Source organism: Providencia sp. PROV141 (assembly GCF_028481645.1).
Lineage (GTDB): Bacteria > Pseudomonadota > Gammaproteobacteria > Enterobacterales > Enterobacteriaceae > Providencia > Providencia rettgeri.
The window spans coordinates 120,758-143,171 of sequence record NZ_JAMPPR010000022.1 but is presented as its reverse complement, the minus strand read 5'-3'; the positions used below and the strand labels follow the sequence as shown (position 1 = coordinate 143,171).

The window sequence follows — 22,414 nt, the reverse complement described above, 5'->3', positions numbered from 1 at the left end:
TTTTATTCATCAATATCCTGCGGCTGACTGACTACGCCACAAATGGGCGGCAACCAGTGCACGCCATGGGGAGAATTGCTCCAACCATTTTTCCGTTTCTTTGGCGGTGGGTTGTTCTGATTTCGCGAGCAATGTTTGCAGATTACGTCTTACCGCCACATCCCCATGTAAAGAACCATCTAAGTAATTGAATCCTCGTAGTAAAGCATAGCTTACAGTCCAAGGGCCAATACCTTTGATTTGTAATAATTGCTCAGTTATTTGATTTGCATTGGAGTGGGTAACCTGCTGTGATAAATCAATTTGTTGATTTTCGATGGCTTCACAAAGGGCTCTGAGGGCGATAATTTTACCGTTTGAAAAGCCCGTTTGTCGCAGTGTTTCGTCATCAACTAACTTGACTTGTGGAGTGTCGGGGAAACACCAAATACCTGAAATGTGCTGAATTCCCACAGCTTGGATAAAGCGCCGACGGATGGCGATAGCCGCATGAACACTAATTTGTTGGCCAATAATAGCCCAAACTAACGCTTCAAATGCGCTGGCAGATTGATAAATCCTTAATCCTCTTTGTTTTCCAATGAGTTGACCAAGTACTGGAGTTTCAAGGTAGTGTTTTTCGAACTCATCAATATTCTGTTTTAAACCGAGTACATGCTGTGCCAGCGTTAATAGGTCTGGTTCATTGATAATGACAGATGGGGAGTCAATTGCTAATGAAATCGTTGCGTGTTGTTTTTGAAGCTCCAATGTCATTTTTGTTGCATGTTGTTGCCATATTATGCCTTTGTGTAATGTGTTTTCTTCCACGATTTCCGCGACATTGTGTTGATCTCTCAGATGAAAGGCAAAAAAATCATCATAAAGGTAATTGGTAGGGAGAGTTAGCTGTGCGGTAAATATTTGCATAATGATGGCCTTGTCAGATTTTTCTTTATTCACAATATTATTGTGAATTAGCGCATTTAGTTACTCATTTTTTACAGAGCAGATATGTTATCTTGTACAGGGTTATTTATTTTGTACTGATATTATTTATCCATTTAATAAGGAAGTGTAAATGAAAACTGAGAGTCACAGTTCATCTCATGGCACTTCGGTACCATCATCACAACCAAGGCAAGAATTAACGGGCATTGGTGGATGGCTTATTTTACCCATGTTAGGGATAGTATTGTCTTTGATTATTTTGCCTTTTTCTATTTATGAGCAAAATGTTCAAGTGATTGAATATTGGATTGAATTAACAGACCCACAATCAAGCTCATTTATTCCATTATTTAAAGAGCTCATCTACTTTGAGGTTTTAGGTAACGTTATTTTATACGCGACCTTGCTTTTTCTAAGTTATGTCTTTTTTACAAAGAAAAAACTCACAATTAAAATTTATATTTTTTTCCAGATCTTTTCGTTAGTTTTGACGGTTACGGATATTATACTTGCAAGTATTTTATTGGATTTAGAAGTTGAAGCCTCGGATATCAAAGATATTTTTCGGGCGCTAATTGCTTGTGCAATTTGGATACCGTATTTTTTAGTTTCAAGGCGAGTTAAAAATACCTTTGTAAATTAACAAATAAAATTTTGTGATTTTTTATTGGGTAGGTAAATGATGATTAAATGCAAACGAGTTTATGACCCTGTTGACGATAACGATGGCTACCGTGTGCTTATTGATAGACTGTGGCCAAGAGGAATAAAAAAAACAGATTTACAACACGACTCTTGGAATAAAGATGTTGCACCTTCTAATGAACTGCGTAAATGGTTTCATCAGAACACAGATCAGTTTGCACAATTTATCGAACGATATCAGCAGGAACTTAATAACACAACGGCTTGGCAGGCGTTGGTCTCTCAGGCAAAACAAGGTGATTTAACACTGTTATACAGTGCTAAAAATACAGAACATAATCAAGCAATTGTACTCAAAGCATTTCTTGAAGATAAAATGCAAAGTAAAAGGTAAATAAAGGTTATCGGAATGGATATTCAGCAATCAACCACGCAAACAGAGCCAGCAATAATATCACCGGTGGCTCAACCAGCGGTTAAAAAGCCGTTACAGGGGATTAGTGGGTGGTTAATTTTACCAATTATCGGGCTGTTTTATATGTTGTACAAAACAGTCATGATGTTATTGCAAGAAATTTCACAAGTTCAAATCGCATGGCCATTGGCAACTCAAGCGGATTCTGATTTTTATATTCCTGGTTTTGCGACAGGTTTCTATCTCTTGCAACTAGGTTATGGTGTTTTGATTGCTCTATTTCTTTGGACATTTATCGCCGCAGTTAAATGGAAAAAACAAGCGAAGTGGCTATTCATCATCACCATGGTGTTATTTACTTTAATGGTATTGGTTGCTCGTTTTATATTCCCATATATATTTGGATTAGAAATTAATCACTCAAATATCATTGCCGCCATAAATGGTAGCTTCTATTGTGTGTTATGGATCCCCTACTTTTTAGTTTCTCATCGCGTCAAAAATACGTTTATCCATTAAAGTATCTGGCCACTCCTTATTAGGTAGTGGCCTAACATACGGTTATTTATCCGAAAGATTTAGAGTGTGGGTTATATTGCAGTTTGCAATAAAGGCGTCATCGTGAGAAACCAGTAATAGTGTTCCTTGGTAGTCTTGCAATAGCGCTTCAAGTAGTTGTTTTGAATCTAAGTCTAAATGGTTATCGGGCTCGTCGAGTAATAAAATTGCGGGTGGATTCGGGCTATGTGTGAGTGCCAATAGCGTCGCTTTTAGCTGTTCTCCACCACTGAGCTGCTGTAGTGGTAACAATGACTTATCTCCTCGTATCCGTAACATGCCTAATTGCGTGCGCCACTGTTCTACAGTAAATACAGGTTGGTATTGATAAAGTGCTTCAGCGACAGGCAATGTTTTATCGAGTAAATTGAGGTGTTGATCTAAATAGCAAAATTCACCGCTTAGGCGGCACTCTCCTGAAGATGATGGCAACAGGCCTGCAAGCACTTTAAGTAGCGTTGATTTACCGCAACCATTATACCCTTGAATATGCCAGTGCTCTCCACTGTATACAGTGAATGAGAGTGGTGATGAATAACCGTAAGGCAAACGCAAGTCAGAAGCGAAAATTGTGACTTTATTTCCTTCATTTTGATAGTTAATCATCATTTTTTGCGGCTTGATATGACGAGCTTTTTCTTGGTTATCCTGTTGCTGGTTTTGTAGATTATCCATCACTCGTTGGTGCCGCTCTGCGACATTTGATTGCTTTTTCTCCGCACGATTTTTTTGCATATCAAGCAGCAGTAAGGATTGCGATCCACCATAGCGAATTTTTTCACCCTGTTTCTTGCGTTGAGCGGCTTTTTGTAATGTGGCTTGCTGTTGTTTTTTCTCTTGGTGAATACGTTTTTCTAAGCGTTCACCTTGTGCGTCAATTGCAGCGATTTCCAAGGTTTTTTGGGTATCATATAACGTATAATTTCCCCCATATTCATGTAAGCCTTTTTCCGTTAACTCAAAAATGGTATCCATTTCTCCTAATAGGGTTCTGTTGTGAGAAATAACGAGACAGCCAGCTCGATGTTCAGTGAGCTTTTGACTGAGCCATTGCCGACTTTGTGTATCTAAATGGTTATCTGGTTCATCAAGTAGCAAAAAGTGGTCTTGGTGAAGAAATGCACGACAAAGGGCTAGGCGAGTACGTTCACCCCCACTTAAATGGGCAATGGGGGCTTCCATTGAGATAGCGAGCCCTGCTGAGTCCAATAGACTTTGCCATTGTGAGGGTAAATGCCATTGATCTTCCGTGAGTTCAAAATCAGCTAAAGAGCCATTTCCCGCCTCAATACGTAAGAATGCGCGATAAAGCTCGGTTATACCTAAAGCATCGACAAGCGTTTCTCCCGTTAGTCGCGTTAATTGCTCGACATAGATAAAGGGAAGGTTCCAATGTACATTCCCTTGCGTAGGGGATAATTGGTCAGCAAGAATACGCATCAAGACGGATTTTCCTTTGCCATTATGGCCAATTAGGGCATTTTTTTGGCATGACAGCGTCCCGCTTAACGGGGGAAAAAGGGCGGTTTGGTTAAATTCAATATTGAGCTGTGAAAAGTGACAAGCAATCGTCATATGCACCTCCAAAATAATGAGGACAGACAACGTCGTTGACTTATCAAGAAGCGTCGATGAAAGCGGTTGCCTGCCAGGAACAGAAAAATGAATACCAAAAGGGTATTGGAAAATATTTTCTGGCAGTGCTTAGTTCATCGTGAGGCGTACCTGCGAAGTTGGGTGAGAGATAAATTCGTATACATTATAAACAGGTCAAATTGATTTGTGCAACTTATCGTGATTATTTTTCTGAAAGTCGGGCTAACAATTTAATAATAGAAAAAGCCAGTCAATAATAGCGACTGGCTTTTTCCATTAACAACGAGATTTTATAACAACGAGATTTTTACGATTATACAGAGGTATTCTCTGACAACCATTGAGCAATGCGCTGCTTTTCTTCTTCATTCAGCCACATACCCAATTTAGTGCGACGCCAAATGGCATCATCTAACTCTGTTACCCACTCATGTTTGACTAAGTAACGTAATTCCGCTTCGTAGACATTCGCAGAGAATGCTTCACCGAGGTCGCTGAGTGAATTCGCACCTTCAAGGATTAACTTACTGTTGCTACCGTAGGTTCTGGCAAAACGTAGCGCTAAGCCTTCAGGAAGCCATTGATAATGTTGACGCAACACGCGTGCATAACCATCACGGTCACAACCTTCGATATCACCACCCGGTAATTGGCCATTTTTGGTCCATGGGCTGCCAGCAGTTGGATAGTAAGTCGCTAACTTATTCACAGCGGCTTCCGCTAACTTACGATAAGTCGTTAATTTACCACCAAATACAGACAACAATGGCGCTTGGCCTTGCTCATCGTGAATATCCAATGTGTAATCACGAGTGATGGCTTGTGGTGAGTCTGACTCATCGTCGCACAGTGGGCGAACACCTGAATAGTCCCAAACAATATCACTCACGGTTAACTGTTTTTTGAAGTGGTCGTTATACACTTTCAGTAAATAGTTAACTTCGTTTTCATCAATTTTGACGTCTTTCGGGTCGCCTTTATATTCTACGTCAGTCGTACCGATGATAGAAAACTCATCCATCCACGGAATAACAAATACAATACGGTTATCTTCATTTTGTAAGATGTACGCTTGTGGCTCATCATGTGCACGTGGAACGACAATGTGGCTACCTTTGATTAGGCGAATACCATAAGGTGATTTTAATTTCAGGCCATCATCAAAGAACTCTTTTACCCAAGGTCCAGTAGCATTAACTAGCCCTTTCGCTTTCCATGTATGCGTTTCACCCGTACGTAAGTCTTGAGCCTCAACAACCCATAAGCCGTTTTCACGGTAGGCGCGAGTCACTTTTGTGCGAGTACGAACCTCACCATTCTTACGTACCACTTCTTGAGCGTTTAATACAACTAAACGCGCATCATCAACCCAACAATCGGAATATTCAAAACCTTTCGTTAATTCAGGTTTGAGTACAGAGTTTTGGTTGAATTTCAGACTTTTACTGCTTGGTAAGCTGACACGTTTACCTAAATGGTCATATAAAAATAGGCCAATACGGATCATCCAAGCTGGACGTAAATGAGGTTGATGAGGTAAACGGAAGCGCATTGGGAAGGCGATATGTGGTGCTAATCGTAATAGCACTTCACGTTCAGCCAATGCTTCGCTCACTAATCTAAATTCATAATGCTCTAAATAACGTAAGCCACCGTGAATGAGTTTAGAACTCGCAGATGAAGTCGCACTTGCCAAGTCTTGAGCTTCGAGCAGTAATACCGATAATCCACGACCTGCAGCATCTGCTGCAATACCAGCGCCGTTGATCCCGCCGCCGATGACAATCAAGTCTTTAGTTTCCATGCATCCCCCTGAGATGTTCGAAACACTTTCAATAATGTTCGTTTTCGCTCATTTGATTGTAGTCAAAATAGATAGTGATGCCAACTATTATTAATGAAAAAAATAACAACTGCGTGATATTGGTAACAATTTTTTTTCAATACCCACACATAAAATATTGTTATTCACAATGGAAAAAAGAAAGTTTCGCGCGAAAAAGAAAAAAACAATGGCAAGACGGGGAAGACTAAAATAGGGAAGGGTCAAAGCAGTATGATGGCAGCAGGCGCTACCATCATTAAGATAATCATTTGATTAACAAAGCTCTAATTGAACATTATGTTGCTCAATGACTTTCAAAATGCTGTCTGGTGGCTGTTTATCAGTAAATAAGTAGTCAATCAGGTTCATATTGCCCAAATTAACCATCGCGTTACGACCAAATTTAGAATGGTCGGTGACGAGCATGACACAGCGTGAGTTCTCAATAATCGCGCGTTTGGTACGAACTTCATGGTAATCGAACTCAAGTAATGAGCCATCCATATCAATACCACTGATACCCAAAATACCGTAATCTAGCCTAAATTGAGAAATAAAATCGAGGGTCGCTTCCCCGACAATACCGCCATCTCTTGAGCGAACTTCACCCCCCGCTAAAATTAGGCGGAAGTCTTCTTTTGGCATCAGTAATGTGGCGACATTAAGGTTATTGGTCACCACGCGTAGGTTTTTGTGATTAACCAATGCATGAGCAACGGCTTCGGGAGTGGTACCAATATCTATAAATAATGTTGCACCGTCAGGAATTTGGCTTGCAACATGTTGTGCGATACGCGCTTTTTCATCTGACCACATGATTTTACGGTCATTATAAGCTGCATTCACGGAACTTGAAGGCAGTGCTGCGCCACCGTGGTGCCGCTGAATTTTATTTTGTTCAGCGAGGTCATTGAGGTCTCGACGGATTGTTTGAGGGCTTACCTCAAAGTGTTCGACGAGTTCTTCAGTACTGACATATCCCTGAAGACGCACAAGCTCAACTATTGCATCATGTCTCTGGGTTTGTTTCACAGCGTTAGCCTCTAATTATTAAAATGTTTTATCTGGAGCTCTGGTGTTTAAAACTGTGCCTATTATCCCATACTCCCATCAATAAGCCGATAATTAACCCTGAAGTATGTGCGGCATTGGCAATATGCATACCTAAAACATCGAAGTAACCGAAAAAAAGCCAGATAATGGAGAATATCATTAACCCTCGAGGGACGCTGATGCCACTTTCAGGCCGACGTTCACCCGTTAACCACACATAGCTGACAAGGGCATAGACGACACCAGATAAGCCGCCAAAGTTGTTTTCACTAAACAGCGACTGCCCCCAGTTACTAAACAGTGCAGAGACTAGTAAGATAGTGAATAATTTACCCGTTCCGAGCTTTCGCTCAACTTGCCCAGCCAGAAACCACCATAGCGCAAGGTTGAAACCAATATGTGATAGCGAAAAGTGCACCAATGCAGGGCTAAACCAACGCCAAAGTTCCGTTTGTTGGTCGCCAATAGGCCATGCTAAATAGCGTAGAACTTCTCGGGCATCGGTCATTTCTACCCAAAGATATACAACAATCGACAATAAAATAACAGCGATAGTTAAAGGGCCAGATTGTTCTTTAAGGTAGCCCCAGGTCAGGTAGTTACGATATTGAAACTGGGTATCTGCGCTTCCCGTGTGCCAACTAGCTTCTAGGTAGCGGGGGTGATTTGGATCTTGTAAAAAAATATCTAATTCTTTCTGGGTTTGAGATTGAAATTGCTCATCTTCTAGCCAAAGCTCAAAGACGGCTTGTTCCTGTGATGGCTTTATTATTAAGTGGATATTTTTGCTAGCCATATAGTCAACAAAGGCTTGTGCCATTCTAGGATTAGCAAAAGAGGTGATGTGGATCATGAATGCGTTTTCTCATCTAGAGAGCCGTAACGGCTTGTGGATATTCCCTTAACCATGCTTCAAATCCACCATTGATGCTATATACAGATTCAAAGCCAATGTTGATCAGATACTGTGCTGCACCTTGGCTACTGTGCCCATGGTAACACATCACCATAACAGGTTGTTCGTAATCTGTTTGTTCTAGAAATTGGCTCAGTGACTCATTGGTGAGGTGATAGGCGCCACTAGCATGGCCTGCGCGGAAACTTTGTGGGTCTCGTACATCTACCAGTATGGCAGTACCGTCCACCCAATGTTGGTAGGCTTGCTCTGGTGTTAGTGTTTCAAAATGGTCCATAAAATACCGAATACAGTAGGTAACAACCGATAAAAGGTTAAATGAGAGGCACCCGTAAAAAACGAGTGCCAAATATTCGTGGTATTGATTAGTAGAAAGAGTGCTCGCCACGTTGGTGTTCAGTCAGGTCTTTAACGCCTTTTAGCTCACCTTCAAACATTTTGAGAAGTTCTTTTTCGATACCTTCTTTAAGGGTGACATCAACCATTGAACAACCGTTACAGCCGCCACCAAATTGCAGAATTGCAAAGCCTTCATCAGTGATTTCCATCAGGGAAACACGGCCACCGTGGCTGGCAAGTTGTGGGTTAATTTGTGACTGTAAAACATACTCAACACGTTCAATTAATGGTGCGTCATCAGAGACTTTACGCATTTTTGCGTTCGGAGCTTTTAATGTCAGTTGTGAGCCCAGTTGGTCGGTAACGAAGTCAATCTCGGCATCATCCAAGAATGGTGCGCTAATTTCATCAACATAAGCAGATAATTTCTCGAACTTTAGTTCTTTATCTGTTGCTTCAACGGCACCCGGAGGGCAGTATGACACACCGCACTCTGCGGTTGGTGTGCCTGGGTTGATAACAAAAACACGGATTTGAGTTCCTGGCTCTTGATTTTCCAACAATTTGGCAAAATGAGCCTGTGCTGCTTCAGTAATATTAATCATAATCATTTGCTCAATAATAGTTGACTGCTTTAGTTGGTTATAATACGCCCATTTACCCCTTTCCTACAAGGTGCGACACAGTGACCATGCATCAACAGTATGTACACCCGCACAAATCAACAATTGTGCTGCGGTATTCATGGTGGAACCTGTTGTAATAACATCATCAAGAACAGCAACATGTAGGTTTGAAACCGAGTTGTTTAAGGTAAATGCTCCCTTTAGGTTATTTCGGCGATACTCACGTTTTAGTGTAATCTGTGCCAGTGTAGCACGACTACGTGATAATGAATTTTGCGAATAGGGGATATTTAACCATCTGGATAAATTTTCGCCTATTAATGCCATATGGTCAAATCCTCTCCACCACAGACGGCGGCGATGCAGTGGAATGGTGATGATTAAGTCCGGTTTTTGCCATTTTTGTTGGCGGTAACCCGTGAGCCAAAATAACGCAAAAATTCGTGCTAGAGTAAAAGCAAGTTGAGATTGTTTTTGAAATTTAAAACGATGGATTAACAAGCGTAAAGCGCCTTGGTACGGGGTCACAGTGATAATTCTCTGCCATGCGGGAGGGTTTTTTAGGCAGCGCCCGCACTCCATGGTAGGCTGCTCACAGGGTAAAGCGCAGCGTAAACAGCAGGTTGGCATTTTAGGCAGCCCTTTGAGGCAAAAATGACAAACACCCTGATGAGTTAATTTTAGTGATTGGTGACATAGCCAGCAGCCCCCCTCCATTGTTAGCATAGTAGCGTCCCGTTAAAACGAATTGACAAATAAATGAATGAAGAGAGTGTAACGATGGCAAAGTTATATTGGCAGACCGTTGGTGAAGGTAAACAAGATCTTGTGTTGCTGCACGGATGGGGACTGAACGCACAAGTCTGGCAAACAATTATTCCGCGAATCGCTTCGCACTTTCGGGTTCATTTAGTTGACTTGCCGGGTTATGGACGTAGCCAAGGTTTCTCTCCCATGAATATTCAAACGATGGCGAATATTTTATGGGAACAAGCACCTAAAAACGCGATTTGGCTCGGTTGGTCACTTGGCGGGCTAGTTGCAAGCCGTGTTACGCTTGACCACCCTTATGAAGTCAAAGGGTTAATTACCGTTGCTTCTTCTCCATGCTTTAAAGCAGAAGAAAACGGTTGGGCAGGGATCCGGCCAGAGGTTTTATTAGGTTTCGAGCAGCAACTTTCGGCTGATTTTCATCGTACCGTTGAGCGTTTTTTAGCATTGCAGACATTAGGGACAGAAAGTGCAAGAAACGATGCTAGAACCTTGAAATCCGTGGTACTTGAACAACCTATTCCAACGGTTGAAACGTTAAATGCCGGGCTTGAATCATTGCGTACCGAAGATTTGCGCGATGAATTAAAACAGTTACCCATTCCTTTCTTGCGCATTTATGGTTATCTCGATGGCTTGGTACCGCGCAAAATAGTGCCCATTTTAGATGAGCTTTACCCTAATTCACCATCTGTTATTATGCGCAATAGCGCCCATGCACCCTTTATTTCCCATCCTGATGAGTTTTGCGAATACCTGTTGGATTTTCAAAGTCGTATCGAGGAATAAATAAAAAATCAGCCTAACTTGTGGCTGATTTTTTTGTGGTGTCGCTATTATTTGATTTTATACACAAAATGAGCGCAATCAGTGCTTTCTGGGCAGCCTTTGCAACTACTGCCCGTTAAACAAGCACTGATATCGACTTGTTCAATTTTCTCTAAGCTGACGAGTTTCTCAACCATCGCTTGAATTAATGGAACCGGTGTATTTAGTTGCTCACTGAGTAGCGCGATGTCAGCTTGCCCATATAAGGCGATTAAATCTCTTATTTGCAGCAAGCTAGTCATCGTTTTATTCCTTAGTGGCAAGCATCACTTGAACAGCCAGAACATTGCTCAGCAGTTTTGCTCTTGATGTTCAGGGTTACACGGCTACGCATGCGGCGTAAGAATATGAATAAGGCAAGGTTGAACAGGACAACCGTGGCAATGGTAATTAAACTGCTTTGTGGGTGCTCGCTGAATGTGGCAACTTGGTAAAACAGAGCCGCGAGGCTATAAGCCACATTCAAGCCCCACAGAATGGAGAAACTCATCCAACTTTTATTGGTTTCACGTGCGATAGCACCCATCACCGAGACGCAAGGCACATACAGTAAGACGAAGATTAGGTAGCTATAGGCAGCAATTCCTGAACCAAATTTCGCTGCCATAGTTCCCATTGAACCGGACTCCATTTCTCCATCACCTTTACTGGCTTCGATAGGGTTTGATAACGCGCTTAAAGTAAAGGTTTCTTTTAAGCTATCCCAGGTTTCAGAAACCGCATCTTCCAGTTCTTCCCATAAGTTGAAAGATTCAGCATCGAACGGCTCAGAAGTAATGGCTTCAGCGGTATACAGAGTATTCAGCGTCCCCACGACCACTTCTTTCGCCATCGCGCCGGTAATTAACCCCACGGTCGCTTGCCAGTTATCTGCATGCACACCAATCGGCTGTAACGCAGGGGTAATAACTTTACTGACAGAAGCGAGTGCAGAGTCATTAATATTATCAACAGGCTTACCAGAGAAAGAGAAACTATTTAATGCACCAATAAAGATACTGGCAACAACGATAACTTTACCCGCTCGTACTACGAAGCCTTTTAGGCGTTGCCATGTTTGAATCAGCAGTGTTTTGATGTGTGGTACATGGTAAACCGGAAGCTCCATAATAAACGGAGAGGCCTCGCCACGCATAAGGGTATGTTTTAGTAATAACCCAGTCAAAATAGCGACAACAATCCCTAAAATATAGAGAGAAAAGACCACACTTGCCCCATTTTTGCCAAAGAAAGCGGCAGCAAAGACGGCGAAAATGGCCAGCCTTGCACCACAAGACATAAACGGTGCCATTAGTACCGTAATGAGCCTTTCACGTGGTGCATCTAGCGTGCGTGCACCCATAATTGATGGTACGTTACAGCCAAAGCCGACAATCAACGGTACGAAGGATTTACCTGGTAAACCTAGCGCCTGCATGAGGCGGTCCATCACGAAAGCGGCTCGTGCCATATAACCCGAGTCTTCCAGTATTGAAAGAAACAGGTACATCATCCCGATTTGTGGTACTAACGGTAATACTGTATTAATACCACCGCCGACACCTTGGGCAAGGAAAATAGTGAGCCAATCAGGGAAGCTGAAATAGGCACCAACCCACTGAATACCATGAATAAATATCGCCTCAGAAGCACCTTCAAAGAAAGGCTGCAATGCCCCACCAATGTTAATGGCTAAGACAAACATCAGGTACATCACAAATAAGAAAATAGGGACACCGAGCCAACGGCTCAGAATAAATCTATCCAGTGATTGGGTCAGCCTGTTAGGTTCAGCGGCGCTATTGTTAATCGCGGCATGACAAATTGTGGCAATAGATTGATAACGTGCGTCAGCGATGAGTAGTTCAGGCTCTTCGTTTAAGCCTTCTTTCAGTGTTTGGCGTATCGCCAGTAATTGCCCTTCAGATATTTCTGCGCGTTGGCGGCTATAAATATCCCCTTCGAGAATTTGTAATGCTAACCAGCGGCGTTGCTGGTGGCTAAATTGTTGTGCTGAAATTTGCTCAGATAATGAATCCACTGCTTGTAATAACTCGGATGGATATTCCACAAGGGCTTGTTGGCTATTTTGTGGGTGTGTATCAATGGCTTTTTTCAGTTTATCGATACCAGTTGCTCGAGTTGAAACCATTGGGATCACAGGGCAACCGAGCTGTTTTTCTAATTCAGCAATATTAATATCAATATGTTGGCTTTGAGCAATATCCAACATATTCAAGGCGACAATACATGGAACGCCTAACTCAACTAATTGTAATGTCAGATAGAGGTTACGCTCTAAATTAGACGCATCGACAACATTAATGAGCATGTCTGCCTCACCACTTAAAATAAAGTAGCAGGCGATTTGTTCGTCGAGAGAGGTTTGTTCAGAAATGGTAGTCAGAGAGTAGGTGCCGGGTAGGTCAACAAGCTCGATTTTATGGTCATCGGTATGGAAGCGACCCACTTTGCGTTCAACAGTGACCCCAGCCCAGTTACCGACCCGCTGCCTTGACCCTGTAAGCTGGTTAAATAGGGTCGTTTTGCCTGCATTGGGATTACCAATTAAGCCGATAGTTAATCGTTTCATAGTGTTTGCCAATAATAAAAAAGAAATACTTAAACGGTGGTCGTTTCATCTAGATTGAGTAGGGCAAGATCCTTTTTACGCAGCACTAAGCTGACGCGGTGAGTTTCTATTTGTACAGGATCGCCAAAAGGCGCCAAGCGCACCACTTTAAAGACAGAACCCGGAAGTAAACCGAGTGAGAGTAGTTTTTGTCGGTATGCAGGACTGATTTCTGGAGAGAAACCGAGTATTTTGTAACTGCATTGAGGAAGTATTGCCATAGTGTCTTCCTAATCATTTAATTCATAATGATATCGATGACAATGTTAAAGATTATAATTGCTCAGGTAATAAGACCGCCAAACAAAAATAAATCTAATTAACAATGAGAATCATAATCATCCACCTTTTGTTATATTTAGCCTCTTTTTTCGTCAATTTGACTTGATATGGATCAACGAAGCATTGAGTTTGCGGTGTTTCGTCAGCAAAAGTAATGGCGGAGTAAACACGGGGGAGAGGGTGGAATAATGTTCAATATACTGGTTGGGATAACTAATTACAGCGATTAATTATGGATATAGGTATCACAATAAGTACATTGTGATACCTATCCTATTAAAAAATTAGCGCTTCTTGCCAAATGCAGCAGCAAGGGCATCACTCATGGCACTATTCCCAGAAGATGCGTTGTTTTGACGTGAATTACCTCTTGGTTGAGGAGCTTTACGTGTATTTTTGTCCTGTTCTGGGGCTGCACGGCGAGGTGCACTGTTAGCATCACCGGCTTGCTCATCTAAACGCATCGTTAACGCAATGCGTTTGCGCGCAATATCCACATCTAACACTTTGACTTTTACAATGTCACCGGCTTTTACCACTTTGTGTGGGTCTTCGACATAACTATTTGAAAGTGAAGAAATGTGAACTAAACCGTCTTGGTGAACACCAATATCCACAAAAGCACCAAAGTTGGTCACATTGGTAACCGCACCTTCTAAAATCATGCCAGGAGTCAGGTCCTTCATGGTTTCTACGCCTTCCGCGAAGGTCGCTGTTTTAAACTCAGGACGTGGGTCACGGCCCGGTTTTTCCAGCTCTTTAATGATGTCAGTGACGGTTGGAACCCCAAATTGCTCCGTGGTGAAGTCGCGTGGACTCAAAGCATTAAGTACCTGTGAATTACCCATAATTTCTTTGAGTGGCTGGCGGACAGACTCAAGAATTTTTTCGACAATTGGATAAGCTTCAGGATGAACAGTAGAAGCATCTAACGGGTTTTCACCATTGGTGATACGTAAGAAGCCAGCACATTGCTCAAAAGCTTTTGGCCCAAGACGTGCAACTTTGAGTAACTGTTTTCTATCGCTAAACTGGCCATTTTGGTCGCGCCAGTCCACCACGTTTTGCGCAATCATTTTGCTTAAACCAGCAACCCGAGTCAGTAAGGCAACAGAAGCGGTGTTCAAGTCAACTCCAACCGAGTTTACGCAGTCTTCGACTACGGCATCTAATTTACGTGCTAATTGCGTTTGGCTGACATCATGCTGATATTGGCCAACCCCTATGGATTTAGGGTCAATTTTCACCAATTCAGCTAGCGGGTCTTGTAGGCGGCGGGCAATTGATACGGCACCACGTAAAGACACATCTAAGCTTGGAAACTCGAGCGCTGCAAGTTCAGAGGCGGAATACACAGAAGCACCAGCTTCGCTGACAATCACTTTCTGTGCCGTGACTTCTGGATACTGTTTTTGTACTTCAGCAAAGAAACGTTCCGTTTCGCGAGAAGCAGTCCCGTTACCTATCGCCACTAACTCGACATTGTGTTTTTGGCAAAGCGCCGCAACGATGGTGGCCGCTTTTGCGGCTTGCCCGGTATGCGGATAAATTGTATCAGTCGCAATTAATTTCCCTGTCGCATCCACGACAGCAACTTTCACGCCAGTACGTAGACCTGGGTCTAATCCCATGGTGGCACGCATTCCTGCAGGTGCCGCCATCAGTAAGTCACTGAGGTTACGAGCAAATACGTTAATGGCTTCTTCTTCGGCCTTTTCACGCAGTGAGCTCATCACTTCTGTTTCTAAGTGCAGTAATACTTTGACACGCCATGTCCAACTGATCACTGCCTTACGCCATTGGTCAGCCGGAGCATTATTTAAACGAATATTTAAGTGACGAGTAATAATTTCTTCGCAGTAACTTTCTTTGGGTGGTTCATCAAACTGAGGATCACAGTTTAATGAAAGCTGTAAAATTCCTTCGTTACGGCCACGGAACATCGCAAGAGCTCGGTGAGAAGGAACCTGAGCAACAGGTTCGTGATGTTCAAAGTAGTCGCTAAATTTCACCCCTTCTTCTTGCTTACCTTCTGCAACAACAGAAACAAGGTGGGAATTTTTCCAAATATAGTCGCGAACTTTCGCTAAAAGAGCCGCATCTTCGGCGAAGCGTTCCATAAGGATATAGCGAGCGCCATCTAAAGCGGCTTTGACATCAGCAACACCTTTGTCTGCATCGATATAGGTTTTTGCGAGTTCATCAGGTGACTGACTAGGGTCGTTCCACAGGGTGTCGGCTAAAGGCTCAAGTCCTGCTTCGATAGCAATTTGCCCACGGGTACGACGTTTCGGTTTATACGGAAGATACAGGTCTTCAAGCTCGGTTTTATTAAGCGTAGTATCAATAGCGGAGGCAAGCTCTGGTGTCAATTTACCTTGCTCTTCTATCGACTTAAGAATGGTTTGTTTACGGTCATTTAATTCGCGCAAGTACCCTAAACGGCTTTCTAGCTGGCGAAGCTGAGTATCGTCCAACCCTCCGGTAACCTCTTTACGGTAACGCGCAATAAACGGGACAGTATTTCCTTCATCTAACAATGTGATGGCAGAAAAAACCTGTTTCGGCTGGGCTTGCAGTTCCGCTGCAATAATTTGGCTTAGAGTTTCATTCATGTCGAATTTAAATACCTACTGAAAGAACAGTTAAAAAATTTACTGCACTGTTATACTTGGTGAGAACGAGAATTTCCAGACTGAATTTGAGCCTATTGGTAGGAAAGTCTCAGATTATGTTCTATAAAATATTATAATTATGGCTCCATTAGCTAATATTTGAAGGTTATGACTAAAAGTCTTTTAATTACACGTGAAGGTTGGGATGCATTAGATAAAGAGCTGAAGTACCTGTGGAAGGAAGAGCGCCCTCGGGTTACTCAATCTGTTTCAGAGGCCGCTGCTCAAGGGGATCGCTCAGAAAATGCAGAATATATTTATGGTAAAAAAAGGTTGCGTGAAATTGATAGGCGCATCCGTTTTTTATCCAAAAGATTGGATCAGTTAAGGATTATCGAGCCTGATCCTCGCCAAGAAGGCCGTGTCTTTTTTGGCGCATGGGTTAAACTAGAAGATGAAAATGAAAATATCAGAATATTCCGTATCGTTGGTGCGGATGAATTCAACCCTACAAAACAATGGATTTCAATAGACTCTCCAGTAGCACGAGCCTTGATAGGCAAACAGGTTGATGATGAAATAACAGTAAATACGCCAGGAGGGCAGGTGACTTATTTTGTGTTAGAGATAAGCTACCACCCACTAACCACCTGAAGTGTAAAATGATTCATTAAATTCTATGTTAGTGGTAAATTAGTGAGCATTAATATTGTTTTACTTACATTCATTAAAAAAATAATTTGAAAGATGCACATCTTGAGGGCTACAAAATGCAGGAAAGTTATAAGGTTCTTGTCGTCGATGATGATATGCGTTTACGTGCACTGCTGGAACGTTACCTCACTGAGCAGGGTTTTCAGGTAAGGAGTGCTGCAAATGCTGAACAGATGGACAGAATCCTGACAAGGGAATCTATTCATTTGATCGTCTTAGATTTAATGCTACCGGGTGAAGATGGTCTATCGATTTGCCGTCGCTTACGTAGTCAAAATAACCCAATTCCTATTATTATGGTGACAGCGAAAGGTGAAGAAGTTGATCGTATCGTTGGCTTAGAAATCGGTGCAGATGACTATATTCCAAAACCTTTTAATCCACGGGAATTGCTAGCTCGTATTCGTGCGGTATTACGTCGTCAAGCTAATGAATTACCGGGTGCGCCATCTCAAGATGATGCAATAATTACTTTCGGTAAATTTAAATTAAATCTTGGAACACGAGAAATGTTCCAAGGTGATGAAAATATGCCATTAACCAGCGGCGAATTCGCGGTGTTAAAAGTGTTGGTTTCTTATCCAAGGGAACCGTTGTCTCGTGATAAGTTAATGAGCTTAGCGCGAGGCCGTGAATACAGTGCGATGGAACGTTCTATTGATGTTCAAATCTCACGTTTGCGTCGCATGGTTGAAGAAGACCCAGCACATCCTCGTTATATTCAGACGGTTTGGGGCTTGGGCTATGTGTTTGTTCCGGATGGAAGTAAAGCATGAAGCGACTGAGGTTCTCAAGGCGTAGTACATTTTCTCGCTCGTTATTTTTATTTGTAGCCTTACTGTTTGCGAGCCTCGTAACCAGTTATATGGTTGTGTTGAATTTTGTTGTGATGCCTAGCTTACAACAATTCAATAAGGTATTGGCATACGAAGTAAGAACATTAATGACAGAGAAAATGGTTCTACAAGATGGAACCTCAGTGCGGGTATCTCCCGCGTTGCGTAAGAAAATCTACAATGAATTAGGGATTACCTTTTATGCACATTCAGCGGCAATGGAAGAAGGGCTGAACTGGGCAAAAGAGTATGATTTTCTAAGCGAACATATGTCCGAATATATTGGTGGCAAGGCGAGTGTTCATCTCGAACTAGGCCGAGAGTATCCCATTCTATGGCTAACGTCTTATCTCGCACCTGATATCTGGGTGCGAGTTCCTCTGACTGAAATTGGTCAAAATCAGTTCTCCCTGGTTTTTCGCTATACCTTAACGATTTTTCTCACCATTTTTGCCGGGGTATGGCTGTATATACGCTACCAAAACAAGCCGTTGCTTGAATTGGAGTATCATGCAGGTGAAGTTGGTAAAGGGGTAATTTTACCCCCAATGCAAGAAAAAGGCGCCACAGAGGTTAGAGCCGCCATCCGTTCTTTTAATCACATGGCTGCAGGAATTAAAACTTTAGAAAACGATCGAACTGTCTTAATGGCAGGGGTAAGTCACGACCTCAGAACTCCCTTAACCCGTATTCGTTTAGCGACAGAAATGATGAGCCCAGAAGATAGCTATCTGGCAGAATCTATTAATAAAGATATTGAAGAGTGTGATGCGATTATCGGTCAATTCATGTCCTACCTGAAAACGGGCCAAGAAATGGATATGGAATTCTGTGACCTTAACGCTATCTTAATGGAAGCAGTGAACTCAGAAAGTAATGTCATCGGTGAAATTGAAACTGCACTCGAGCCCGGTTCAATGATTGTTAATGGTAATCCATTAGCGATCAAACGCGCTATTACAAACATGATAGTTAATGCATACCGCTATGGAAATGGCTGGATTAAGGTCAGTAGTGGTAAAACGGAAGATTTTGTTTGGTTTCAAGTTGAAGACGATGGCGCAGGTATCAAAGAAGAAGACATTCACCGTTTGTTCCAGCCATTTGTACAAGGTGAGAAAGCGCGTAGTAATACAGGAACAGGCCTAGGTCTAGCGATTATTCGCCGAATTGTCGATGCTCACGAAGGGAGCATTGAGATTCATAAAAGTGAGCGTGGTGGGTTTGCGATTAGGGCTCTTCTCCCTCTTAAAGAGAAAGAAGACTAAATACTCTTCACACTTTGCGCCGCAGCGTTGTTGGCTGCGCTCGGCTACTCGGGTCACATACTTGTGTATGCTCCCCGATATATCCTCTCTGGCCGCCTAGCTGCAACACAAATTGTTTTGAGTATTATTTATATCAAGTAGGAAAAGATGCTCTCTTTTTTGCACTTACCTACAACTTGAACTATTTAGAGCTATCCTTTTACTCTTCACACTTTGCGCCGCAGCGTTGTTGGCTGCAACCAAATTGTTTTGAGTATTACTTTATAGTTGCAGGATAAAAATATTTTTCGCTTTTATGACAGTCTGTCATTTTTCTTTTTGACGTCAGCTTTGGAACTATAAATTTTTAATTGTTTGAATTTTAAGATTTAAAATTATATTTTTCTTAATTTTTACTTCCTCCTCAATGAAAAAATAATCAATTGTCATAAAACTGTCATAAAAACGACATGTTGTCGTAACTAAATTGTCCTATTTTTCCTACCGTGACATACACCCAACAATTTTATACTTGATTGTTTCTATACATCCCCGGAGGGATTATGAAAATGACGCGTACCACCTTAGCAAGCGTAATGGCAGCAACTTTATCTCTGACTGCAATGTCTTCTTTTGCTGCTACCAGCCTGACCGGAGCTGGCGCGACCTTTCCTGCTCCTGTTTATGCGAAGTGGGCAGACTCTTATCAGAAAGAAACAGGTAATAAAGTAAACTATCAGGGGATTGGCTCTTCTGGTGGTGTCAAACAAATTAATGCAAAAACAGTTGATTTCGGAGCATCTGACGCCCCATTAACTGATGAAAAACTCAAAGAAGATGGCTTGTTCCAGTTCCCTACTGTTATCGGTGGTGTGGTACTGGCAGTGAATATAAAAGGCATCGAATCAGGGCAATTAACCTTAGACGGTAACACACTAGGTGATATCTACTTAGGTAAAATTAAAAAATGGAATGACCCAGCGATTGCTAAATTAAACCCTAACATTAACTTACCTGACCAAGGTATCGCAGTTGTAAGACGTTCTGACGGTTCCGGTACAACATTCGTATTTACTAGCTACCTCGCTAAAGTGAGCGCAAGCTGGAAATCAGGTGTTGGGGTCGGTTCAACAGTTAACTGGCCAGGTGATAGTAACAGTGTTGGCGGTAAAGGTAATGACGGCGTAGCCGCTTTCGTACAACGCTTGCCTGGTTCTATCGGTTATGTTGAATATGCATACGCAAAACAGAACAACCTTGCGTATACTAAATTAATCTCCGCGGACGGCGAAGCGGTTTCACCAACGGGTGAAAGTTTCAGCGCAGCAGCGAAGAAAGTGGACTGGTCTAAATCTTTTGCTCAAGATTTAACAAACCGTGATGGTGCGAATGCATGGCCGATTACTTCAACCACATTCATCTTAGTTCACAAGCAGCAAGCGAATGCGGAAAAAGGCAAAGCGGTTCTAGACTTCTTCAACTGGGCTTATGATAAAGGTGGTAAACAAGCGGAAGCATTAGATTACGCAATTTTACCTCAAGAAGTAGTGACGGCAGTACGTGCGGCATGGAAAACAGAAGTTAAAGATAGCCAAGGTAAAGCATTATTCTAGGTGAACTTAGGTTTTCTAAGTGCACTTAGGGTTGGAAATGGCGGGTAAGTGCTGAGGAACAGAGCTTACCCGCTCATCGTTGTAACGCAATCCTGTAGAAAAGAGCAGGAATGAAATGAGAACAAAGCGCATGGCCGAGAAAACAACGGCATTTAGAGCTCCCAGCAAATCAGGTGATGTGATTTTTAGTGCACTGGTAAAGATTGCCGCGCTCATCACTTTGTTAATGCTCGGAGGCATTATTATTTCCCTTATTTTTGCATCTTGGCCAAGTATGCAGAAGTTTGGGTTTTCGTTTTTGTGGACCAAAGAGTGGGATGCTCCGGCGGAAGAATTCGGTGCTCTTGTGCCTATTTATGGCACTATCGTTACATCGTTAATTGCTCTGATTATCGCAGTACCCGTTAGTTTTGGTATAGCACTATTCCTAACCGAGCTGGCTCCCAATTGGCTAAAACGTCCTCTTGGTATCGCGATTGAACTCCTTGCTGCTATCCCAAGTATCGTTTATGGGATGTGGGGGTTATTTGTCTTTGCACCTCTGTTTGCAGAGTATTTCCAAGAACCAGTTGGTAATGTGATGTCGAGTGTACCGATTGTCGGTGAACTATTTTCAGGGCCCGCATTCGGAATCGGTATTTTAGCCGCAGGGATTATCCTCGCGATTATGATTATTCCTTATATTGCATCAGTGATGCGCGATGTATTTGAACAAACTCCTGTGATGATGAAAGAGTCAGCCTATGGGATTGGCTGTACGACATGGGAAGTGATTTGGAATATCGTGCTGCCGTATACCCGCAATGGGGTAATCGGTGGAGTGATGTTAGGTCTTGGCCGTGCATTGGGTGAAACCATGGCGGTTACTTTCGTGATTGGTAATACTTACCAACTTGATAGCGCATCACTGTTTATGCCTGGAAACAGTATCACCTCGGCACTGGCAAATGAATTTGCGGAAGCGGAGAGCGGCTTACATACCTCGGCCTTGATGGAACTTGGACTAATCCTGTTTGTTATCACTTTTATTGTGTTAGCAATTTCCAAGTTAATGGTCATGCGTCTTGCGAAAAATGAGGGCCGTTAAAATGTCGATATCTCAACCTATCGCAGTGAATGAAAAAGAGCGAGCTCGTCGTCAAGCGTGGCGTCGCCAAGTTAACAGAATGGCTCTATTTATCTCAATGTTAACGATGGCTTTCGGTTTGTTCTGGTTAGTGTGGATTTTGTTTTCTACAGTCACTAAAGGGATTGATGGCATGTCCCTCAATCTGTTTACTGAAATGACTCCACCACCTAATACGGAAGGTGGCGGGTTGGCAAATGCCATCGTAGGCAGCGGTTTATTAATCTTATGGGCGACAGTTATCGGTACGCCTTTAGGGATTTTAGCGGGAATTTATTTAGCAGAATATGGCCGTAAGTCATGGTTAGCTTCAGTCACCCGCTTTATTAATGACATTTTATTATCAGCTCCGTCTATCGTTGTAGGGTTGTTTGTGTACACCATTGTGGTTGCTCAAATGCAGCACTTCTCGGGTTGGGCTGGGGTCGTAGCACTTGCATTGCTGCAAATTCCAATTGTTATCCGAACTACTGAAAATATGTTGAAATTAGTTCCGGATAGCTTGCGTGAGGCCGCTTATGCACTTGGCACACCAAAATGGAAAATGATTTTATCTATTACGCTAAAAGCGTCTGTGTCAGGGATTATCACTGGGATCTTGCTTGCAATTGCGCGTATTGCAGGGGAAACCGCACCACTTCTGTTTACTTCACTGTCAAATCAGTTCTGGAGTACAGATATGAGCGAGCCAATTGCCAACTTACCAGTGACAATCTTCAAATTTGCAATGAGCCCATTCTCTGAATGGCAAGAGCTTGCATGGGCTGGGGTTCTGTTAATTACCCTATGTGTCCTGCTGATTAACATCATTGCACGTGTTGTGTTCGCACAGAAAAAACACTAAGCGCCAGATAAATAAAGATTTAGA

At 42.5% G+C, this 22,414-nt stretch carries 22 protein-coding genes; 10 read left to right on the top strand and 12 right to left on the bottom strand.

Going from position 1 to position 22,414, the window contains the following annotated elements; all coding sequences use genetic code 11:
* Nucleotides 1-9: 9 nt before the first annotated feature.
* Nucleotides 10-909: a DNA-3-methyladenine glycosylase family protein gene (locus PSF09_RS15455; RefSeq protein WP_272684109.1), complete on the bottom strand. Its 900-nt coding sequence runs from the start codon at nucleotides 907-909 to the stop codon at nucleotides 10-12.
* Nucleotides 910-1,060: 151 nt separating this feature from the next.
* On the opposite strand from PSF09_RS15455, the gene PSF09_RS15450 reads away from it, so the two are divergent.
* From PSF09_RS15450 to PSF09_RS15440, 3 genes are read left to right on the top strand one after another with little or no spacing between them, the layout of a single operon-like run.
* Nucleotides 1,061-1,573 carry a DUF2569 domain-containing protein gene (locus PSF09_RS15450; protein ID WP_272666112.1) on the top strand — a complete coding sequence of 171 codons (513 nt, stop codon included), beginning with the start codon at nucleotides 1,061-1,063 and terminating at the stop codon, nucleotides 1,571-1,573.
* A gap of 39 nt (nucleotides 1,574-1,612) precedes the next feature.
* Nucleotides 1,613-1,969: a DUF488 domain-containing protein gene (locus PSF09_RS15445; protein WP_272666204.1), complete on the top strand. Its 357-nt coding sequence runs from the start codon at nucleotides 1,613-1,615 to the stop codon at nucleotides 1,967-1,969.
* A 15-nt stretch (nucleotides 1,970-1,984) separates the two neighbouring features.
* A complete protein-coding gene (locus PSF09_RS15440; protein ID WP_272666111.1) occupies nucleotides 1,985-2,509 on the top strand; it encodes a DUF2569 family protein in 525 nt (174 codons plus the stop codon).
* Between the two features lie 42 nt (nucleotides 2,510-2,551).
* Here PSF09_RS15440 and PSF09_RS15435 read toward each other — a convergent pair whose 3' ends face one another.
* The 7 genes from PSF09_RS15435 to PSF09_RS15405 all read right to left on the bottom strand — a co-directional run bounded on the left by PSF09_RS15435 (nucleotide 2,552) and on the right by PSF09_RS15405 (nucleotide 9,629).
* Entirely contained in the window at nucleotides 2,552-4,123 is a 1,572-nt protein-coding gene (locus PSF09_RS15435; RefSeq protein WP_272684108.1) for an ATP-binding cassette domain-containing protein, read from the bottom strand.
* A gap of 334 nt (nucleotides 4,124-4,457) precedes the next feature.
* Nucleotides 4,458-5,948 carry a glycerol-3-phosphate dehydrogenase gene (glpD, locus tag PSF09_RS15430; RefSeq protein ID WP_272666108.1) on the bottom strand — a complete coding sequence of 497 codons (1,491 nt, stop codon included), beginning with the start codon at nucleotides 5,946-5,948 and terminating at the stop codon, nucleotides 4,458-4,460.
* A gap of 294 nt (nucleotides 5,949-6,242) precedes the next feature.
* The gene (locus PSF09_RS15425) at nucleotides 6,243-7,001 is read right to left on the bottom strand and encodes a DeoR/GlpR family transcriptional regulator (RefSeq protein ID WP_004262881.1); all 759 of its coding nucleotides are present in this window, start codon (nucleotides 6,999-7,001) and stop codon (nucleotides 6,243-6,245) included.
* A gap of 28 nt (nucleotides 7,002-7,029) precedes the next feature.
* Nucleotides 7,030-7,875 carry a rhomboid family intramembrane serine protease GlpG gene (glpG, locus tag PSF09_RS15420; RefSeq protein WP_004266132.1) on the bottom strand — a complete coding sequence of 282 codons (846 nt, stop codon included), beginning with the start codon at nucleotides 7,873-7,875 and terminating at the stop codon, nucleotides 7,030-7,032.
* A 16-nt stretch (nucleotides 7,876-7,891) separates the two neighbouring features.
* A complete protein-coding gene (gene glpE, locus PSF09_RS15415; protein ID WP_004266131.1) occupies nucleotides 7,892-8,215 on the bottom strand; it encodes a thiosulfate sulfurtransferase GlpE in 324 nt (107 codons plus the stop codon).
* A gap of 88 nt (nucleotides 8,216-8,303) precedes the next feature.
* Entirely contained in the window at nucleotides 8,304-8,882 is a 579-nt protein-coding gene (gene nfuA / locus PSF09_RS15410; protein ID WP_004266130.1) for a Fe-S biogenesis protein NfuA, read from the bottom strand.
* Between the two features lie 63 nt (nucleotides 8,883-8,945).
* Nucleotides 8,946-9,629: a hypothetical protein gene (locus PSF09_RS15405; RefSeq protein WP_042851463.1), complete on the bottom strand. Its 684-nt coding sequence runs from the start codon at nucleotides 9,627-9,629 to the stop codon at nucleotides 8,946-8,948.
* A 54-nt stretch (nucleotides 9,630-9,683) separates the two neighbouring features.
* Between PSF09_RS15405 and bioH the strand changes: the two genes are divergently transcribed.
* Nucleotides 9,684-10,463 carry a pimeloyl-ACP methyl ester esterase BioH gene (bioH, locus tag PSF09_RS15400; protein ID WP_272684107.1) on the top strand — a complete coding sequence of 260 codons (780 nt, stop codon included), beginning with the start codon at nucleotides 9,684-9,686 and terminating at the stop codon, nucleotides 10,461-10,463.
* 47 nt (nucleotides 10,464-10,510) lie between these two features.
* On the opposite strand, the gene PSF09_RS15395 is transcribed toward bioH, so the two are convergent.
* The 4 genes from PSF09_RS15395 to PSF09_RS15380 form a co-directional block, all read right to left on the bottom strand.
* Complete coding sequence (locus PSF09_RS15395; RefSeq protein ID WP_272666104.1) at nucleotides 10,511-10,744, bottom strand: FeoC-like transcriptional regulator; 234 nt, start codon at nucleotides 10,742-10,744, stop codon at nucleotides 10,511-10,513.
* A gap of 11 nt (nucleotides 10,745-10,755) precedes the next feature.
* On the bottom strand, nucleotides 10,756-13,074 hold the full coding sequence (feoB, locus tag PSF09_RS15390; protein WP_272684106.1) for a Fe(2+) transporter permease subunit FeoB: 2,319 nt from the start codon (nucleotides 13,072-13,074) through the stop codon (nucleotides 10,756-10,758).
* A gap of 29 nt (nucleotides 13,075-13,103) precedes the next feature.
* Nucleotides 13,104-13,334: a ferrous iron transporter A gene (gene feoA / locus PSF09_RS15385; RefSeq protein WP_272666099.1), complete on the bottom strand. Its 231-nt coding sequence runs from the start codon at nucleotides 13,332-13,334 to the stop codon at nucleotides 13,104-13,106.
* A 345-nt stretch (nucleotides 13,335-13,679) separates the two neighbouring features.
* Nucleotides 13,680-16,010 carry a Tex family protein gene (locus tag PSF09_RS15380; RefSeq protein ID WP_272684105.1) on the bottom strand — a complete coding sequence of 777 codons (2,331 nt, stop codon included), beginning with the start codon at nucleotides 16,008-16,010 and terminating at the stop codon, nucleotides 13,680-13,682.
* Nucleotides 16,011-16,178: 168 nt separating this feature from the next.
* Between PSF09_RS15380 and greB the strand changes: the two genes are divergently transcribed.
* From greB to pstA, 6 genes are all read left to right on the top strand, one after another.
* Nucleotides 16,179-16,664: a transcription elongation factor GreB gene (greB, locus tag PSF09_RS15375; RefSeq protein WP_109912392.1), complete on the top strand. Its 486-nt coding sequence runs from the start codon at nucleotides 16,179-16,181 to the stop codon at nucleotides 16,662-16,664.
* A gap of 116 nt (nucleotides 16,665-16,780) precedes the next feature.
* On the top strand, nucleotides 16,781-17,500 hold the full coding sequence (gene ompR, locus PSF09_RS15370; protein WP_004266122.1) for an osmolarity response regulator transcription factor OmpR: 720 nt from the start codon (nucleotides 16,781-16,783) through the stop codon (nucleotides 17,498-17,500).
* Complete coding sequence (gene envZ / locus PSF09_RS15365; RefSeq protein ID WP_210837202.1) at nucleotides 17,497-18,828, top strand: two-component system sensor histidine kinase EnvZ; 1,332 nt, start codon at nucleotides 17,497-17,499, stop codon at nucleotides 18,826-18,828. Before ompR ends, envZ begins: the two co-directional genes overlap by 4 nt.
* A gap of 542 nt (nucleotides 18,829-19,370) precedes the next feature.
* Entirely contained in the window at nucleotides 19,371-20,420 is a 1,050-nt protein-coding gene (gene pstS, locus PSF09_RS15360; RefSeq protein ID WP_210837204.1) for a phosphate ABC transporter substrate-binding protein PstS, read from the top strand.
* Between the two features lie 130 nt (nucleotides 20,421-20,550).
* Nucleotides 20,551-21,507 (top strand): phosphate ABC transporter permease PstC, encoded by a 957-nt coding sequence (gene pstC, locus PSF09_RS15355; RefSeq protein ID WP_004262847.1) that lies wholly within the window; start codon nucleotides 20,551-20,553, stop codon nucleotides 21,505-21,507.
* A gap of 1 nt (nucleotide 21,508) precedes the next feature.
* On the top strand, nucleotides 21,509-22,390 hold the full coding sequence (gene pstA, locus PSF09_RS15350) for a phosphate ABC transporter permease PstA (RefSeq protein ID WP_115166380.1): 882 nt from the start codon (nucleotides 21,509-21,511) through the stop codon (nucleotides 22,388-22,390).
* Nucleotides 22,391-22,414 lie beyond the last annotated feature (24 nt).

Bases quoted from the DNA above. Each gene is read 5' to 3' on its own strand.
- nfuA (WP_004266130.1), bottom strand. From the start codon at position 8,882: ATGATTAATATTACTGAAGCAGCACAGGCTCATTTTGCCAAATTGTTG.
- glpD (WP_272666108.1), bottom strand. From the start codon at position 5,948: ATGGAAACTAAAGACTTGATTGTCATCGGCGGCGGGATCAACGGCGCT.
- bioH (WP_272684107.1), top strand. From the start codon at position 9,684: ATGGCAAAGTTATATTGGCAGACCGTTGGTGAAGGTAAACAAGATCTT.
- ompR (WP_004266122.1), top strand. From the start codon at position 16,781: ATGCAGGAAAGTTATAAGGTTCTTGTCGTCGATGATGATATGCGTTTA.
- glpE (WP_004266131.1), bottom strand. From the start codon at position 8,215: ATGGACCATTTTGAAACACTAACACCAGAGCAAGCCTACCAACATTGG.
- glpG (WP_004266132.1), bottom strand. From the start codon at position 7,875: ATGATCCACATCACCTCTTTTGCTAATCCTAGAATGGCACAAGCCTTT.
- PSF09_RS15440 (WP_272666111.1), top strand. From the start codon at position 1,985: ATGGATATTCAGCAATCAACCACGCAAACAGAGCCAGCAATAATATCA.
- PSF09_RS15405 (WP_042851463.1), bottom strand. From the start codon at position 9,629: ATGCTAACAATGGAGGGGGGCTGCTGGCTATGTCACCAATCACTAAAA.
- PSF09_RS15445 (WP_272666204.1), top strand. From the start codon at position 1,613: ATGATTAAATGCAAACGAGTTTATGACCCTGTTGACGATAACGATGGC.
- pstA (WP_115166380.1), top strand. From the start codon at position 21,509: ATGTCGATATCTCAACCTATCGCAGTGAATGAAAAAGAGCGAGCTCGT.
- pstC (WP_004262847.1), top strand. From the start codon at position 20,551: ATGGCCGAGAAAACAACGGCATTTAGAGCTCCCAGCAAATCAGGTGAT.
- PSF09_RS15455 (WP_272684109.1), bottom strand. From the start codon at position 909: ATGCAAATATTTACCGCACAGCTAACTCTCCCTACCAATTACCTTTAT.
- PSF09_RS15450 (WP_272666112.1), top strand. From the start codon at position 1,061: ATGAAAACTGAGAGTCACAGTTCATCTCATGGCACTTCGGTACCATCA.
- feoB (WP_272684106.1), bottom strand. From the start codon at position 13,074: ATGAAACGATTAACTATCGGCTTAATTGGTAATCCCAATGCAGGCAAA.
- PSF09_RS15380 (WP_272684105.1), bottom strand. From the start codon at position 16,010: ATGAATGAAACTCTAAGCCAAATTATTGCAGCGGAACTGCAAGCCCAG.
- envZ (WP_210837202.1), top strand. From the start codon at position 17,497: ATGAAGCGACTGAGGTTCTCAAGGCGTAGTACATTTTCTCGCTCGTTA.
- PSF09_RS15435 (WP_272684108.1), bottom strand. From the start codon at position 4,123: ATGACGATTGCTTGTCACTTTTCACAGCTCAATATTGAATTTAACCAA.
- feoA (WP_272666099.1), bottom strand. From the start codon at position 13,334: ATGGCAATACTTCCTCAATGCAGTTACAAAATACTCGGTTTCTCTCCA.
- PSF09_RS15395 (WP_272666104.1), bottom strand. From the start codon at position 10,744: ATGACTAGCTTGCTGCAAATAAGAGATTTAATCGCCTTATATGGGCAA.
- pstS (WP_210837204.1), top strand. From the start codon at position 19,371: ATGAAAATGACGCGTACCACCTTAGCAAGCGTAATGGCAGCAACTTTA.
- greB (WP_109912392.1), top strand. From the start codon at position 16,179: ATGACTAAAAGTCTTTTAATTACACGTGAAGGTTGGGATGCATTAGAT.